At 65.2% G+C, this 16,131-nt stretch carries 11 protein-coding genes and 1 tRNA gene; 9 read left to right on the plus strand and 3 right to left on the minus strand.

Annotation, left to right across the window (positions count from 1 at the left end; translation table 11 throughout):
- Positions 1–5: 5 nt before the first annotated feature.
- From VHN57_RS06920 to cobA, 9 genes are all read left to right on the plus strand, one after another.
- Positions 6–2,960, plus strand: a complete 2,955-nt coding sequence (locus VHN57_RS06920) for an amidohydrolase family protein (RefSeq protein ID WP_278985825.1) — start codon at positions 6–8, stop codon at positions 2,958–2,960.
- A 74-nt stretch (positions 2,961–3,034) separates the two neighbouring features.
- Positions 3,035–3,616 carry an ANTAR domain-containing response regulator gene (locus VHN57_RS06925; RefSeq protein ID WP_069338431.1) on the plus strand — a complete coding sequence of 194 codons (582 nt, stop codon included), beginning with the start codon at positions 3,035–3,037 and terminating at the stop codon, positions 3,614–3,616.
- Complete coding sequence (locus VHN57_RS06930; RefSeq protein ID WP_278985820.1) at positions 3,613–4,827, plus strand: CmpA/NrtA family ABC transporter substrate-binding protein; 1,215 nt, start codon at positions 3,613–3,615, stop codon at positions 4,825–4,827. Before VHN57_RS06925 ends, VHN57_RS06930 begins: the two co-directional genes overlap by 4 nt.
- 219 nt (positions 4,828–5,046) lie before the next feature.
- Positions 5,047–6,291 carry a nitrate/nitrite transporter gene (locus VHN57_RS06935; RefSeq protein ID WP_278985819.1) on the plus strand — a complete coding sequence of 415 codons (1,245 nt, stop codon included), beginning with the start codon at positions 5,047–5,049 and terminating at the stop codon, positions 6,289–6,291.
- Positions 6,292–6,372: 81 nt separating this feature from the next.
- Positions 6,373–7,578, plus strand: a complete 1,206-nt coding sequence (locus VHN57_RS06940; RefSeq protein ID WP_278985817.1) for a hypothetical protein — start codon at positions 6,373–6,375, stop codon at positions 7,576–7,578.
- 211 nt (positions 7,579–7,789) lie between these two features.
- Positions 7,790–10,303, plus strand: a complete 2,514-nt coding sequence (nirB, locus tag VHN57_RS06945; protein WP_278985814.1) for a nitrite reductase large subunit NirB — start codon at positions 7,790–7,792, stop codon at positions 10,301–10,303.
- Positions 10,300–10,668: a nitrite reductase small subunit NirD gene (nirD, locus tag VHN57_RS06950; RefSeq protein WP_423283258.1), complete on the plus strand. Its 369-nt coding sequence runs from the start codon at positions 10,300–10,302 to the stop codon at positions 10,666–10,668. Before nirB ends, nirD begins: the two co-directional genes overlap by 4 nt.
- On the plus strand, positions 10,668–13,277 hold the full coding sequence (locus VHN57_RS06955) for a molybdopterin-dependent oxidoreductase (RefSeq protein ID WP_423283260.1): 2,610 nt from the start codon (positions 10,668–10,670) through the stop codon (positions 13,275–13,277). The genes nirD and VHN57_RS06955 overlap by 1 nt, the downstream gene beginning before the upstream one ends.
- A complete protein-coding gene (gene cobA, locus VHN57_RS06960; protein WP_278988724.1) occupies positions 13,264–14,058 on the plus strand; it encodes a uroporphyrinogen-III C-methyltransferase in 795 nt (264 codons plus the stop codon). The genes VHN57_RS06955 and cobA overlap by 14 nt, the downstream gene beginning before the upstream one ends.
- A gap of 45 nt (positions 14,059–14,103) precedes the next feature.
- Here cobA and VHN57_RS06965 read toward each other — a convergent pair.
- The 3 genes from VHN57_RS06965 to VHN57_RS06975 all read right to left on the minus strand — a co-directional run bounded on the left by VHN57_RS06965 (position 14,104) and on the right by VHN57_RS06975 (position 16,061).
- A tRNA-Pro gene (locus VHN57_RS06965) sits at positions 14,104–14,180 on the minus strand.
- A 136-nt stretch (positions 14,181–14,316) separates the two neighbouring features.
- A complete protein-coding gene (locus tag VHN57_RS06970; RefSeq protein WP_004212530.1) occupies positions 14,317–14,529 on the minus strand; it encodes a hypothetical protein in 213 nt (70 codons plus the stop codon).
- A gap of 158 nt (positions 14,530–14,687) precedes the next feature.
- On the minus strand, positions 14,688–16,061 hold the full coding sequence (locus VHN57_RS06975; RefSeq protein ID WP_278988540.1) for a M20/M25/M40 family metallo-hydrolase: 1,374 nt from the start codon (positions 16,059–16,061) through the stop codon (positions 14,688–14,690).
- Between the last annotated feature and the right edge of the window lie 70 nt (positions 16,062–16,131).

Here is a 16,131-nt window from a genome sequence, read left to right on the forward strand (position 1 = left end):
ATCCGATGAAATCTGCCTTCAAGCTTCTGACGCTGGCCCTGCTGTCGGCCGGCGCCGTCCAGGCCTATGCCCAGCCCGCCAATCTGCCCCCGCCCGGCGGCGAGACCCCGGTCGCCTTCGATGTGCATGAAGGCACGTCGATGGCGGTGTCGGTGTCGCCCGACGGCAAATGGCTGGCCGTGGACCTGCAGGGCAGCCTGTGGATCATCTCGACCAGCGGCGGCAAGGCGAAGCGGATCACCGACTATTTCAACGATGCCCGCCAGCCGGTCTGGTCGCCCGACGGTTCGCGCCTCGCCTATTTTTCCTATCGCGACGGCAATTATGACCTCTGGACGATCAAGCCGGACGGCAGCGACATGCGCAAGCTGACCGAGGGCGCCTATGATGATCGCGAGCCGGCCTGGTCGCCCGATGGCCGGACAATCGCCTTCTCGTCGGATCGCAGCGGCAATTACGACATCTGGACGCTGGACATTGCCAGCGGCGCGATGAAGCAGGTCAGCAGCAACGGGCGCGAGGATCGCATGCCCAGCTGGTCGCCCGACGGCGCGCGCATCGCCTATTCCGGGACGGACGGCGCCAAGACTGCCCTTTATGTCACGGCCCTTGCCGATGGGCAGGAAAGCCTGTTGAAGCAGGTGCAGGGCAAGATAGATGCGCCGTCCTTCGGACCCGGCGGCGAGCTTGCCTATGTCGTGCAGGACGCGCAGGGCAGCCGTCTGGAAGTCGATGGCAAGGCCGTCAGCGGCGCCGAGAATGTCTTCCCCTTCCGTGTGTCCTGGGGGAAGGGCGGTTACTATTATGTGTCCGACGGCAAGATCCGCAGCCGCAAGGGCACCAGCCTGTCGACCGTCAACTTCGCTGCCACGCTGGAGGTGGTGAAGCCCAGCTACGCCCGCGCCAAGCGCGACTGGGATTCGACCGCGCCGCGCAAGGCGCTTGGCATCGTCCACCCGACCCTGTCGCCCGACGGCAGCCGCATCGCCTTTGCCGCGCTCGGCGATCTCTATGTCATGTCGTCCAAGGGCGGGGTGCCGGAAAATCTGACCAAGGATGGCGCGCTCGACACCGATCCGGCCTGGTCGCCCGATGGCCAGAGCCTGGTCTATACCTCCGACAAGGGCGGTGGCCTGCCGCAGCTGTGGATCCGCGACATGAAGACCGGCAAGGATCGCCGGCTGACCGATATCGACACCCAGCCGCTAGGTGCCGCCTGGTCGCATGACGGCACGCGGATCGCCTATATCGATGTCGACGGCCGCTGGGGCGTTGCCGGCCTGTGCGTGGTCGATGTCGCGACCGGTAAGATCACCCGCCTTCAAGGATCGCTGGGCCAGCCCGGCAGCCCCAGCTGGTCGCCCGACGGCAAATATGTCGCCATCCCGCTATCCTACAAATATTCCAACAGCTTCCGCGAGGGCACCAATCAGGTCTACATGGTGCCGACCGATGGCGTAGGCAAAGCCTTCTGGCATCTGCCCGAACCCAATATGTCGATGGACACCCGCGCTGGTGGCGGTCCTGCCTGGTCGCCCGACGGGACGAAGATGGCCGCCATCTATGAGGGGCTGCTGAAGATCTGGCCGGTGGCCGCCGACGGCAAGCCGCTGGGGCCGCCGCGCTCTTACACGTCCGACATCTCCTATTTCCCGAGCTGGGCGGGCGACAACAAGACGATCCTGTTCCAGTCGGCCGACAAGCTGAAGTCGCTCGACACCGAAACCGGCGCGATCACCGACATCCCGCTGGACCTGACCTATCGCATCGCCAACCCGACCGGGCGCACGGTCATCCATGTCAGCAATCTGGTCGACTCCGTTCATGACGTGACCCAGCATGACAAGGATATCATCGTCGACGGCCATCGCATCGCCGAAATCCGCGACCATGATCCCGCGCTTCATCAGGCGGAGCATTTCGTCGACGGCACGGGCCTCACCGCCATTCCCGGCCTGATCGAACATCACTCCCACGCCCAGAAGGATTTCGGCTCCAATCTGGAACGGGCCTGGCTCGCCTATGGCATCACCACGGTGCGCGATCCGGGTACGCAGATCTATGATGCGGTGGAGGATCGCGAGGCGGCGGAATCGGGCGTGCGCCTGTCGCCGCGCCTCTATGTCGCGGGACCGCTGCTCGAATGGCAGCGCGTCTATTACAAGATGGGCGTGGCGGTCTCCAGCCCGGCCCATCTGGAGCGGGAATTCACCCGCATGCGCGCGCTCCATTATGACATGATCAAAAGCTATGTGCGCATGCCCGACCTGTTCCAGCGCCAGATCGTGCGTGCCGCCCATGAGATGGGCATACCGGTCAGCGGCCATGAAATCTTCCCGGCCGCCTTTTCCGGCGTGGATGGCACCGAGCATATGGGCGCGACCAGCCGGCGCGGCTATTCGCCCAAGCAGGGGCCACAGGGCATGGCCTATGAAGATGTGATCCAGCTTTTCGGCCGCAGCGGCCGGACCCTGACGCCCACCCATTTCGGCGCGATGACGCCCTATCTGGCCAAGCATCCCGGCTACAAGGACGACCCGCGCCTCAATCTCTATCCGGTCTGGGCACGCGAAACGATCACCGAAGCCGATCCGATGGCCAGCATGCTGCGCCCGTTGCTGGAGGGGCAATATAAGAGCCTGAAGAAGATGTATGATGCCGGCACGCTGGTGACGGCTGGCACCGACACGATGATCGCCAACAATCTCCATGCGGAGATTTCCTCCTATGTCGACGCGGGGCTGACGCCGTTCCAGGCGCTCCAGACCGCGACCGTCAATTCGGCGAAGGATCTGAACCTGGATGCGGGCACGCTGGAGGCCGGGAAGCTGGCCGACATCGTGCTGGTCGACGGCGATCCGCGCGCCGACATTGCCAACACCTTCAAGGTGAAGAAGGTGATGATGAACGGCGTCATCCATGACGTGGACGACATCGTCGCCGGCGGCATGCGGAAATGATCCGGCGATTGCCGTTCGCTTTCGATTGACCTGAGCCGTCGGACTGCTGCTATGGGCGTATCCAAAGGGGCGCCATGCGAATTGTCATCATCGACGACAGCGGATTGAGAGCGACGGTCCTGGAAGAAGGGCTGCGTGAGGCGGGCTATGACGATATTCATATCGTCCCGCCGCGCGGGGCCTTCGTTGCCCGGCTGGAGCGGATGGCGCCCGATGTGGTGCTGATGGATCTTGGTAGCCCCAGCCGCGACACGCTGGAGGAGATGCTGACGGTAAGCCGCGCGCTTGCCCGGCCGATCGCGATGTTCGTCGATCAGTCCGATGATGCGATGATCGGCGCGGCGATCGATGCGGGCGTATCCGCCTATGTCGTCGATGGTCTGCGCAAGGAGCGGGTGAAGCCGGTGCTGGAACTGGCGGTGCGGCGCTTCAACGCCTTTGCCCGGATGCAGACGGAACTGGACGAGGCGCGCACGGCGCTCGCCGACCGCAAGGTCATCGACCGGGCCAAATCGATCCTGATGAACCAGCGCAGCCTGTCCGAGCAGGATGCCTATGCGCTGCTGCGGTCGAGCGCGATGAACCAGGGCAAGAAGATCGTGGATGTGGCGCAGGCGCTGATTACCGCCAGCGACCTGCTGGGAGGGGGCATATGAGCGAATTGCTGCGGATAGCCTTTCTGCCGCTGACGGATGTGGCCGTGCTGGCGGTCGCGCGCGAACGGGGTTTTGCCGAGGAAGAAGGGATCGCGCTCGATCTGGTGCGCACCACCAGCTGGGCGACGCTGCGCGACCGGCTGGTCTATGGCCAGGTGCAGGGCGCGCAGATGCTGGCGCCGCTGGCCGTGGCGGTGACGCTGGGTCTCAGCCAGCAGCCCGCCGCACTGGTTGCGCCCTATAAGCTCAACGTCAACGGCAATATGCTGGTGATGGCACCGGACTTCGCCAAGGCGCTGGAACCGGACATCGGCCGGCGGCTCGCCGATCCGCTGGGCACTGCCCATGATTTTGCCGCCGCGATCGGCCTGTGGCGGCGCAAGCCGGTGATCGGTGTCGTCCATCGCTTTTCCAGCCATGCGATCATGTTGCGCTACTGGCTGGCGAGCGCGGGCATCGATCCCGATCGGGATGTCGTGCTGCGCGTGCTGCCGCCCTCGCTGACGGTCGAGGCGATGCGGGCGGGTGAAATTGACGGCTTCATCGCCGGCGAACCTTGGGGCAGCGCGGCGATCGAGGCCGGGCTGGCTGAAACCGTCGCGATCGGCGAACGCATCTGGCAGCGCGGCGTGGAAAAGGTTCTGGCCTTTCGTCAGGACTGGCTGGAGGCGAACCCGGAAACGGTCGATCGCTTGCTGCGCGCGCTCGCCCGGTCGGCCGCCTGGTGCGACGATCCGGCGCATCATGAGGCGCTCGCCGATCTCCTGTCCGACCCCCGCTATGTCGATCAACCGGCCGACCTGATCCTGCGCGCACTGTCGGGGCGGATCGTGGCGCGCCTCGGCGATGCGCCGATCGTCAATCCCGACTTCATGCTGTTCGCGCGCGAAGCCACCGCCTTCCCCTGGCGCAGCCAGGCGCTGTGGATCTATTCGCAGCTGGTGCGTTGGGGCATGGTGGCCCATGATGCGGAAAGTGCGGCGCGGGCCGCCGCCGTCTTCCGGCCGGATATTTTCCGTCGAGCGCTGGCCGACAGCGGCCTGCCGATGCCGGGGGCGAGCATGAAACTGGAAGGGGCGCTCACGACCCCGATGCCGGTCGGTGCCCATCGCGGCGACCTGACGCTTGGCCCGGATCGCTTTTTCGACGGGCGAATCTTCGACCCCGAACGGATCGAGGATTTCCTGCGGGATTCTGCGCCGCTCCGTTGAAATGAAGGGCGAATTTGTGCCTTGCAACATAATGCATTCTACGGGATAAGATAAGCGATCGCGCGACGAGGCGCGTGCAGACGAATGCGCCGTCCCAAGGGTGGGATCGCCATTCCATCCATTTTTCGCAGCAAAGCCGCTGACCGGACCACGCCATGAGTGTGCGCGTCCGGCCTGCGGCTTTTTTCGTTTCCAATTCCATTGGTTGGGGGACGCATCATGGCTACTGTTTATTGGGACCGCGAAGGGGAGGCCGCACCGGCCACCGCAACGACAAGCTTCTGGAAGGCCGGCCACGCGCCGACCCTGATTGCCGCCTTTCTCTATTTCGATCTCGCCTTCATGGTCTGGGTCTTGCTGGGGCCGCTGGCGCCGATGATCGCCAAGACGCTGGCGCTGACGCCCGCGGAAAAGGGGCTGATGGTGGCGACACCGACACTCGCCGGCGCGCTGCTTCGCGTCGTCAACGGCCTGCTGGTCGATCGCATCGGCCCGAAGCGGTCGGGCGCGATCAGCCAGATCATCGTTATCGCCGGCTTGTTCCTGGCCTGGCTGATGGGCGTCAACAGTTTTGGCGGCACGCTGGCTCTGGGCGTGATCCTGGGCTTTGCCGGCGCCAGCTTCGCGATCGCGCTGCCGCTCGCCAGCCGCTGGTATCCGCCCGAGCATCAGGGCAAGGCGATGGGCCTTGCCGGCATGGGCAATTCGGGCACGGTGCTGGCCTCGCTGTTCGCGCCGATGCTGGCCAAGGCATTTGGCTGGAATGCAGTGCTGGGTCTTGCCTGCATCCCGCTGTCGATCGTCTTCGTCGCCTATATGATCATGGCCAAGGATGCGCCCAACGCGCCGCCAGCCAAGCGACTGGTCGTTTATTTCGAGCCGCTCAAGACCGCTGACGCTTGGTGGCTGATGGCCTTCTATGCCGTCACCTTCGGTGGCTTCGTCGGGCTGGCAGCGTCGCTGCCCATCTATTTCACCGACCAGTTCGGACTGACCCCGATCATCGCGGGCTATTGCACCGCAGCCTGCGTCTTCGCCGGGTCGCTGGTGCGGCCGATGGGCGGCGCACTGGCGGATCGGATCGGCGGCGTGAAGGCGCTGATGATCGTCTATGTCGTCGCGGCGCTGGCGCTGGCCGGCGTGTCGCAGGCGACGACATTGGCCAGCGCGCTGGCCCTGTTCGTCCTGGCCATGCTGGCGCTGGGCACCGGCAACGGTTCGGTCTTCCAACTGGTGCCGCAGCGTTTCCAGGCGGAAATCGGCGTGATGACCGGCCTTGTCGGCATGGCCGGCGGCATTGGTGGCTTCTACCTCGCCAGTTCGCTCGGCCTTGCCAAGCAACTGACCGGCAGCTTCGCGCCCGGCTTCCTGATCTTCGCCGGTCTTGCCGTGCTGGCCCTGCTGGGCGTGGCGCTGGTCAAGGCGAAGTGGCGCGCCAACTGGACCAGCGGCGCCCGCATCTGAGTTGGAGAGGAGGGCGGCGGCCTCTTTTGAGGACTGCCGCCCCGAGCCACGCTCTTTCCGTCCGAGGGGGGACGATCATCCATGAAATATCTTCTCGCAACGACGGCCGTGCTGGCCGTCGCCGGGCCCGCTTGCGCCCAGCAGATCGACCTGAAACCGGTCGCCGAGGCGCGACTGCGCTACGAACATGTCGACCAGGATGGCCTGGCGCAGCAGGCCGATGCGTTGACCTTCCGGGCCCGCGCCGGCCTGACGGCCAGCAGCGGCGCGCTGTCGGCCACGCTGGTGGGGCAGGGGACATTGGCGGTCATCGACCGTTATTTCGACGGTTTCGACAATGCCGCGACCAAGCCGCTGGTCGCCGATCCGCAGAATGTCGCCCTCTATATCGCCCAGTTGCAATACCGGACCAAGTCACTGACCCTGACCGGCGGGCGGCAGAAGATATTGCTGGATGACGAGCGCTTCGTTGGCAATGTCGCCTTCCGCGACAATGGCCAGACCTTCGATGCGGTGCGTGCCGAGCTGACCCCGGCCAAGGGACTGAAACTGGACGTCTCCTATGCGTGGAGCGTAAGCACCATCTGGGGCTTGCAGGGCAAGGGCACGCGCCAGCAGGCGGTCAGCGGCGACAATATCTTCGCCAATCTCTCCTATGCCACGCCGCTGGGTACGCTCAGCGGCTTTGCCTATCTGGTCGATCAGGACGAGGCGGCGGTGCAGGCCTATCGCCTGTCGAGCCAGACCTATGGGTTGCGTCTGGCGGGCAGCCAGCCGCTCTCAAGATCGGCCAAGATCGCCTATCAGCTCAGCTATGCCCGTCAGTTGGACTATCATCGCAATCCCAATGACTATGCCGCTGATTACTGGCTGGCGGATGCGACGCTCGACCTGCATGGCTGGAAACTCAATGCCGGCTATGAGGTGCTGGGCGCGAGCCATGGCGCTGCGCTCACCAGCTTCCAGACGCCGCTCGGCACCAATTTCAAGTTCCAGGGCTGGGCCGACAAGTTCCTGACCACGCCCGCCAACGGCATGCGCGACCTCTATGTTGGCACCGGCTATGGCTGGAAGCAGGTAGGGCCGCTGTCGGGCGTCGCACTGGCCGCCACCTGGCACCGGTTCGAGAGCGATCGGCTCGACCAGCATTATGGCAATGAGTGGGATCTGATCGCATCTGCGAAGCTGCGCAGGACCGCCCTGTCGGTGCGCTACGCCCATTATGATGCGCGGGCGATGGCGACCGATACCGAGAAATTGTGGCTTCAGGCCGACTGGAGCATCTGATTGAAAAGCCATGAGAGGAATCGCTTGAGCGCTCGGGCGATTCCCCATATGCTGCACTGCAAGGGACAAGGATGTCCCGCTTCACATCGCTGCGACGGTTCAGGGTAGGATCGGCAAGGCACTAGATGATGGCAAAGCCGCCATCCAGACTCTCGGGTTTCAACCTCCGAGGGTCTGGATGGCGGCTTTTTTCTTTTCTGGAGTAACGGGGATGGACTTTCAGGACGGGATCGACCCGGTCACGCAGGATGAGGACAATGTCCTGCCGCCCTTGGGGCAAGCACGCGAGCATCTGGTCGTCATCGGCAACGGCATGGCCGGCTGCCGCGCGGTCGAGGAATTGCTGGCGCGGGATGCGGGACGCTATCGCGTCACCATCTTCGGTGCGGAACCCTATGTGAACTATAACCGCATCATGCTCTCGCCGGTGCTGGCAGGCGAAAAGACGTTCGAGCAGATCGTCATCAACGACGCCGCCTGGTATGCCGACAATGGCATCGAACTGATCGCCGGCGATCCGGTAAAGGCCATCGACCGCGCTACGAAGACCGTTTCCAGCCAGTCGGGCCGCACCGTCGGCTATGACAAGCTGCTGATCGCGACCGGCTCCGACCCGTTCATCATCCCGGTGCCCGGCAAGGATATGCCCGGCGTCATCAGCTTCCGCGACATGAAGGATGTCGACACCATGCTCGCCGCCGCTGCCGATGGCGGCAGCGCGGTGGTCATCGGCGGCGGCCTCCTCGGCCTGGAAGCCGCCCATGGCCTGACCCTGCGCGGCATGAAGGTGACCGTCATCCACCTGATGGACACGCTGATGGAGCGGCAGCTGGACGAGGCGGCCGGCTGGCTGCTCAAGACCGCACTCGAAGGACGCGGCCAGACCATCCTGACCGGCGCCAATACCGAAGCCATCTATGGCGACGGCAAGGTCGAGGGCGTACGGCTGAAGGACGGTCGCGAAATTCCCGCCAGCCTGGTGGTGATGGCGGTCGGCATCCGCCCCGCGACCGCGCTGGCCCGCGACGCCGGCCTGGCCGTCAATCGCGGCATCCAGGTCGACGATCATATGGTCACCAGCGATCCCGATGTGCTGGCCGTGGGTGAATGCGTCGAACATGACGGCAATGTCTATGGCCTGGTCGCGCCACTGTGGGATATGTGCCGCAGCCTCGCCGATGGCCTGACCGATCAGCATTCGGGCTACAAGGGCTCGGTCACCTCGACCAAGCTCAAGGTCGCGGGGCTGGACGTCTTCTCCGCCGGTGACTTTTCCGGCGGTGAGGGGTGCGAGGATATCGTCCTGCGCGACGCCTCGCGCGGGGTCTACAAGCGGGTCATCGTCAAGGATGACAAGCTGATCGGCGCGGTGCTCTATGGCGATACCGTCGATGGCGGCTGGTATTTCGATTTGCTGAAGCGCGAGGAGAATGTCGCGGACATGCGCGACATGCTGATCTTCGGCCAGGCCTTCGCCTCGGGAGGAGGCGCGCTGGACCCTAAGGCGGCCGTTGCGGCGCTCTCGGACGAAGCCGAGATTTGCGGCTGCAACGGCGTCAGCAAGGGCCAGGTCGTGTCCTGCATCGCCAAGGGCGCGCATAGCCTGGATGCGGTCCGCGCCACCTGCAAGGCGTCGGCCAGTTGCGGTAGCTGCACCGGTCTGGTCGAAACCCTGCTCGCGCTGACGCTGGGCGAGGATGTTCAGTCGGGGCCGAAGACGATGTGCAAATGCACCAGCTTCACCCATGACGATGTCCGTCGCGAGATCGTGGCACAGGACATGCGCTCGATTCCCGAAGTCATGCAGAAATTGAACTGGTCGACGCCGGAGGGCTGCTCCTCCTGCCGCCCCGCGCTCAATTATTATCTGCTCTGCGCGCTGCCCGGCGACTATCAGGACGACCAGCGCAGCCGTTTCGTCAACGAACGCATGCACGCCAATATCCAGAAGGACGGCACCTATTCGGTCGTGCCGCGCATGTGGGGCGGGCTCACCAACCCCAAGGAACTGCGCGCGATTGCCGATGTGGTCGAAAAATATAATGCCCCGATGGTCAAGGTGACCGGCGGCCAGCGCCTGGATATTTTCGGCATCAGGAAAGAAGACCTGCCCGCCGTCTGGGCCGATCTCAATGCGGCCGGCATGGTGTCGGGCCATGCCTATGGCAAGTCGCTGCGCACGGTGAAGACCTGCGTGGGGTCGGAATGGTGCCGGTTCGGCACGCAGGATTCGACCGGGCTGGGCGTCAAGTTGGAGCATATGACCTGGGGATCGTGGATGCCCCACAAGTTCAAGATCGCGGCGTCGGGCTGCCCCCGCAATTGCGCGGAGGCGACGATCAAGGATTTCGGCGTGGTCTGCGTCGACAGCGGCTACGAACTGCATGTCGGCGGCAATGGCGGCATCCATGTCCGCGCCACCGATCTGCTGTGCAAGGTCGCGACCGAGCAGGAGGCGCTCGATTATTGCGCCGCCTTCATCCAGCTCTATCGTGAGGAAGCCCGCTATCTGGAGCGCACCGCGCCCTGGATCGAGCGCGTCGGCGTCGATTATGTGAAGAGCCGCATCGTCGCGGATGATGTCGGCCGCGAGGCGCTGCGCGCCCGCTTCCTCTTCTCGCAGCAGTTCATGCAGGACGATCCCTGGGCGCGTCGCGCCGCCGGCGAGGACGCCGAACTGCACCAGCATCTGGCCGAAGTCCGCCCCATGGAGACCGTCGCATGACCCTGAATACCAGAGTCGGCACCTGGCTGGACATCGGACCCGTCGATCAGATCTCGCCCGGCAATGCCCGCACCCTGCCGGTGCGCGGCGGCGAGGAAATCGCCATCTTCCACACGCAGGACAATCAGTTCTACGCGCTGGTCAACAAGTGCCCGCACAAGCAGGGGCCGCTGAGCCAGGGCATTGTCCATGGATCGGTCGTTGCCTGTCCGCTGCACAATTGGAACATCTCGCTCAAGACCGGCAAGGCGCTGGGCAGCGATGAGGGCTGTGTGCCCACCATCCCGCTCAAGGTGGAGGCCGGCCGCATCTTCCTGCTGCGCGAGGCGGTCATTCCCGTGCCCAGTGCGGCAAAGGCGGCCTGATGGCACAGGCGATCCGCACCACCTGCGCCTATTGCGGCGTCGGCTGCGGCATCGCCGCCACGCCGACCGGGCCGCGCTCGGTGATCATCAAGGGGGACGAGGCGCATCCGGCCAATGGCGGGCGCCTCTGTTCCAAGGGCACGCATCTGGGCGAGACGGTCGGCCTGACCGGCCGCCTGCTACACCCGATGATCGGCAAGCGCCGCGCCAGTTGGGACAAGGCGCTGGATCTGGTCGCGAAGAAATTTCGCGAGACGATCGAGCGCCATGGCCCGGACAGCGTGGCCTTCTATGTCTCGGGCCAGTTGCTGACCGAGGATTATTATGTCGCCAACAAGCTGATGAAGGGCTTCATCGGGTCGGCGAACATCGACACCAACAGCCGCCTGTGCATGTCGAGCGCGGTGGCTGGCCATAATCGCGCCTTTGGCGAGGACGTGGTGCCGGCCAGCTATGACGATCTGGAACAGGCCGACCTCATCATCCTTGTCGGCTCCAACACCGCCTGGTGTCACCCGATCGTCTATCAGCGTATCCAGGCTGCCCGCGCCGCGCGCGGCACGAAGCTGGTGGTGATCGACCCGCGCCGCACCGAAACCTGCGAGGGCGCGGACCTTCATCTGCCGATCCGGCCCGGCAGCGACGTCGCGCTGATGACCGGGCTGCTCGCCTGGTGCGATGCGCAGGGCGTGACCGATCCGGCCTATCTGGCCGATCATGTGAACGTGCCCGACGGATTCTGGGATCATGTCCGCACCGGCCATGACCTGTGGACGACGGCCCAGGCCTGCGACCTCGACCCGGTGCTACTGAAGGCCTTTTTCGAGCTGTTCGCGGCGATCCCGCGCACCGTCACCCTGTTCAGCCAGGGCATCAACCAGTCGATCCGCGGCACCGATCAGGTCAATGCGATCATCAATGTCCATCTCGCCACCGGTCGCATCGGCAAGCCGGGCGCGGCGCCCTTTTCCATCACCGGCCAGCCCAATGCGATGGGCGGGCGTGAGGTTGGCGGTCTCGCCTCGACGCTCGCCGCGCATATGGACTTCGCGCCGGAAAATGTCGCCCGCGTCGGCCGCTTCTGGGCCGCGCCACAGATGGCGACCAAGCCGGGGCTGAAGGCCGTCGACCTGTTCCGCGCGATCGATGAAGGCCGGATCAAGGCCCTCTGGATCATGGCGACCAATCCCGCCGTCTCGCTGCCCGATGCCGGCCGGGTGCGTGACGCGCTGGAGGCGATCCCCTTCCTGGTCGTGTCGGACATCATCGCCGACACTGACAGCTCTACCCATGCCCATGTCCGCCTGCCGGCCGCCGGCTGGGGCGAAAAGGACGGCACGGTCACCAATTCGGACCGCACCATCAGCCGCCAGCGCCCGTTCATGGCATTGCCCGGCGAGGCCCGGCCCGACTGGTGGATCATCACCCAGGTCGCCCGCCGCATGGGCTGGAAAAACGCCTTTGCCTATGATCGGCCGGCTGACATCTGGCGCGAACATGCGCGTCTGACCGCCTATCAGAATGAGGGGCAGCGGCTGCTCAACCTGCGTGCGCAGGCGGCGATCGGCAACGATGCCTATGACGCGATGGACAGTTTCCGCTGGGGTGGGGTGCCCTTTGCCGATGGGCATTTCCCCACTCCGGACGGTAAAGCGCGGTTGGTGCTGACGAGGCAGATGGATTTGCAGGGGCCGCTGCGCGACTGGCCGCTGACGCTCAACACCGGTCGCTATCGCGATCAATGGCATACGATGACCCGCACGGGTCTGGCGCCCAAGCTGGCGCGTCATCGCGAGGAGCCGCTGGTCGAAATCCACCCGCAGGATGCCGATGCGCTAGGCCTGGCCGATCGCGATCTGGCGCGGGTGTCGACCGCGCAGGGCAACAGCATCTTCCGCGTCAGCATCAGCGACGGGCAGCGGCCGGGCGAAATCTTCACCCCGATCCACTGGACCGACCAGATATCGAGCGGCGGGCGTACCGGCCTGCTACCGCGTCCGCTGGTCGATGCGCATTCCGGCCAGCCCGGCTTCAAGTCGACCCCGGCCGCGGTCGAGAAGGTCTCGACCCAATGGCAGGGCTTCCTGATCCTGCGCGGGCAGGAGCCAGTGAATCTGCCCTGCCTCTGGGCAACGCGGGTCGCGGTGCCGGGCGGGGCGCTCTATGAACTGGCCGGCAATGGCGATGCCGCCCGACTGGAAGCCTGCCTGCCCAGGGGCGAGCGGGTCGAGGCGATCGATCATATGCGCGGCAGTCGCCGGGTCGCGATCATCCAGGACGGCCGGCTGGCCGGCGTCCTGTTCGTCACCCGCACCGGCCTGTTGCCCTCGCGCGACTGGCTGATCGGCCAGTTGGCGGCCGACGATGTCGGCGCAACCGTGCTGGCCGCCCGCGGGCCGGGCAGCCAGCCGGACAAGGGCGCCACCATCTGCGTCTGTTTCGATATCGGCCTCAACCAGATCGTCGCAGCGATCCGCGATCAGAAGCTGGTCGACGTGCCTGCGATCGGCAAGGCGCTGGGCGCCGGCACCAATTGCGGTTCCTGCCGCCCCGCCATCGCCAATATCCTGGCCCAGACATCTCAGGAGACATTGCATGCAGCCGAATGACCTCATCGCGCCGGGCGACGTCTGGCTGGTCGGTGCCGGGCCGGGCGATCCCGACCTGCTGACGCGCAAGGCCGAAAGGCTGATCCGTGCGGCGGACATCATCTTCTATGACGCGCTGGTCGGGCCGGGCATATTGGGCCTCATTCCCGATCATGCCGAACGGGTCAGCGTCGGCAAGCGGTCGGGCCGCCATTCGAAGGATCAGCAGACGATCGACGAGATGCTGGTGGAGGCGGCGCTGGCGGGCAAGCGCGTGGTGCGGCTGAAGGGCGGCGACCCGGCGATGTTCGCCCGTTCAACCGAGGAAATGACGGCGCTGCGCGCGGTCGGCGTGCGCGTTCGGATCTGCCCGGGCATCACGGCGGCCAGCGCCGTCGCAGCGTCGGCGGGTATTTCCCTGTCGCTGCGCGGGATTGCGCGCCGGGTCCAGTTCGTGACGGCGCACAGCCGCCGAGGTCAGGCGCTGGATCTGGATTGGGATGCCCTGGCCGATCCGGCCTGTACCCTGGCCGTCTATATGGGACGCGAGGCCGCTCCGGAACTCAGCCGCGCGCTGATCGCTGTGGGCCTGCCGGGCGCGACCCCGGCGCTCATTACCTGCGATGCGTCGCTGCCGCAGGAACAGCAGTTGCGCACGCGCCTCGATCTCCTGCCGCTGGTGACGCAGGCTTTTGCCGATGATCGCCCAACCCTGATCCTGATCGGCGAGGCGGTGGCTCAGGCCGACATGGCCATGGCTGGCGCAACGGACGATGTCCGCCGATCGATGGCATCGCGCTGAAGCAGCAACAGCGACGCCGTATATCTAACTGATAATATTGGAAAATGGTCGGGGAGACAGGATTCGAACCTGCGACATCCTGCTCCCAAAGCAGGCGCGCTACCAGACTGCGCTACTCCCCGATGCACGCGCGCCTTAGCGTTCGAGCGCCGCCGGCGTCAATGCCCGAAAATCATGTCGGGCCACATATATTGCGCGGACAAACAAAAAAGGGCGGACCATATAGGCCCGCCCTTCGAAATCTCGCCGTGGCAGAGATTAGTGCGCGTTCGCAACGTTCTCAGCAACGTTAGCGGCGTTAGCAGCTTCGTTGGCGGCGTTGGCGGCGTTGTCAGCAGCGTTGGCGGCGTTTTCGACAACGTTCTCGACGACGGCGTTCGAAGCGTTCGCGGTTTCGTTGGCCGGCTTCTCACCGCAAGCGGCGAGGGCCATCAGGCTGGCCGAAGCGAAAACAACAGCGATCTTCTTCATTGTGTACGGCTCCCATAGCATTATGCCGCGTCTGGCACGTTACAAATGTGACCCTACGCGAGCGACCCGCATTAACGTGTGCGCTGCACAAATCAATGCTTTTCTGACGTCGGTGAAGCGGCAGAATCACGCGACGGGGCGTTCTCTACTATAAAAGTTCAGTTAATGCCCAATGTTTCTGTCGCATTCGCAGCAATGTTGAGCGTGACCGCCCAGGCGGCGACATTCTGGCGCAGCTGCGCCGGATCGATCTTGTCCAGCGTGTCGTCCGGCGTGTGGTGAATGTCGAAATAGCGCGTGCCATCCTGCTGCAGGTCGATCACCGGAATGCCCGCGTCCACCAGCGGTTCGATGTCCGATCCGCCATGCGCCTTGTCACGGCTCGGCACGATGCCCAGCGGCGCCAGCCCCTGCGCGATCCGGGCCGACAGCGCTTCATGGCCGGCGGGCAGGGTGAAGTCGACCTTCCACACCTTGTCGGCGCCGAAGTCCGATTCCAGCACCAGCGCATGCGGCTCCTTGCCATGGGCCGCATAATAAGCGCGGCCACCATTGCCGCCCACTTCCTCGGCACCGGCGAACAATATGCGGATCGTGCGGCGCGGCGTACCGGTCTTGGCGACCTGCAACGCGGCGGCGGCCACGATGCCGCAGCCCGACGCATCGTCGATCGCCCCGGTGCCCTGGTCCCAGCTGTCGAGGTGACAGGCAGCGACGATGACGCCGGCCTTGGGATCGCTGCCGGGGATTTCGGCGATGACATTGCCCGACGGCTGGTCCTTCGCCGTCTTCGATACGGCGGTCAGGTGGACGCGGACCGGCTGGCCGCGCGACACCACGCGCGCCATCTGTTCGGCATCGGGTACGCTGACGGCGACGGCCGGGATCGGCGTCACGCCATCGGCCCACATCTGCACGCCGGTATGGGCGATGCGGTGATGATCGGTGCCGATCGACTTCACCAGGATCGCGATCGCGCCCTTCTTGGCGGCGATGCTCGGCCCCTGGCGGCGGGCGGCACCATAATAGCCATAGCCCGACCCGTCCTGGGCGGCGACCATGTCATGGCTGACGAACACGATCTTGCCCTTCACCGCGCTGTCCGGCGCGGCCTGCAGGTCGGCGATGGTCGGAAAATAGGCGATTTCGCCCTCGATCCCCTGGGCCGGGGTCGATCCGCTGTTGCCGAGCGCCGCGACGACCAGCTTCTGCGGGAAGGGGGCGATGATCGCCGCTTCGTCATGGACGCGCTCCCACAGCGGCATCTTATAAGGCTCGATGCGGACGTTGGCGAAGCCCAATGCCTTGAGCTTGGCGGCGGCCCATTCGCGCCCGCGCGCTTCGAGCGGCGTGGCGGCCGGGCGCGGGCCGACTTCGGTCGTCAGCCCTTCGGTAATGTCCCAGGCGACATCATCCTTCAGGGCGGCTTCGCGAATCGCGGCGTCGCTGGCCGGGGCGGCCTGGACCAGAGCGGGGGTGAAGATGCTGCCAAGGAGCAGGGCGGCGAGCGGGCCCGATCGGATTTTCTGCATGGCTGAAGGCTTACTCAGACATACCCCATTTGCCAATGGCTTCCGCCTTCGCTAATTCGGCGCAAATTTT

Origin of the sequence: Sphingobium salicis subsp. salicis (assembly GCF_049472635.1) — a bacterium.
GTDB classification, from domain to species: domain Bacteria; phylum Pseudomonadota; class Alphaproteobacteria; order Sphingomonadales; family Sphingomonadaceae; genus Sphingobium; species Sphingobium yanoikuyae_A.

Bases quoted from the DNA above. Each gene is read 5' to 3' on its own strand.
- VHN57_RS06955 (WP_423283260.1), top strand. From the start codon at position 10,668: ATGGCACAGGCGATCCGCACCACCTGCGCCTATTGCGGCGTCGGCTGC.
- cobA (WP_278988724.1), top strand. From the start codon at position 13,264: ATGCAGCCGAATGACCTCATCGCGCCGGGCGACGTCTGGCTGGTCGGT.
- VHN57_RS06970 (WP_004212530.1), bottom strand. From the start codon at position 14,529: ATGAAGAAGATCGCTGTTGTTTTCGCTTCGGCCAGCCTGATGGCCCTC.
- VHN57_RS06935 (WP_278985819.1), top strand. From the start codon at position 5,047: ATGGCTACTGTTTATTGGGACCGCGAAGGGGAGGCCGCACCGGCCACC.
- VHN57_RS06930 (WP_278985820.1), top strand. From the start codon at position 3,613: ATGAGCGAATTGCTGCGGATAGCCTTTCTGCCGCTGACGGATGTGGCC.
- VHN57_RS06975 (WP_278988540.1), bottom strand. From the start codon at position 16,061: ATGCAGAAAATCCGATCGGGCCCGCTCGCCGCCCTGCTCCTTGGCAGC.
- VHN57_RS06920 (WP_278985825.1), top strand. From the start codon at position 6: ATGAAATCTGCCTTCAAGCTTCTGACGCTGGCCCTGCTGTCGGCCGGC.
- VHN57_RS06925 (WP_069338431.1), top strand. From the start codon at position 3,035: ATGCGAATTGTCATCATCGACGACAGCGGATTGAGAGCGACGGTCCTG.
- VHN57_RS06940 (WP_278985817.1), top strand. From the start codon at position 6,373: ATGAAATATCTTCTCGCAACGACGGCCGTGCTGGCCGTCGCCGGGCCC.
- nirD (WP_423283258.1), top strand. From the start codon at position 10,300: ATGACCCTGAATACCAGAGTCGGCACCTGGCTGGACATCGGACCCGTC.
- nirB (WP_278985814.1), top strand. From the start codon at position 7,790: ATGGACTTTCAGGACGGGATCGACCCGGTCACGCAGGATGAGGACAAT.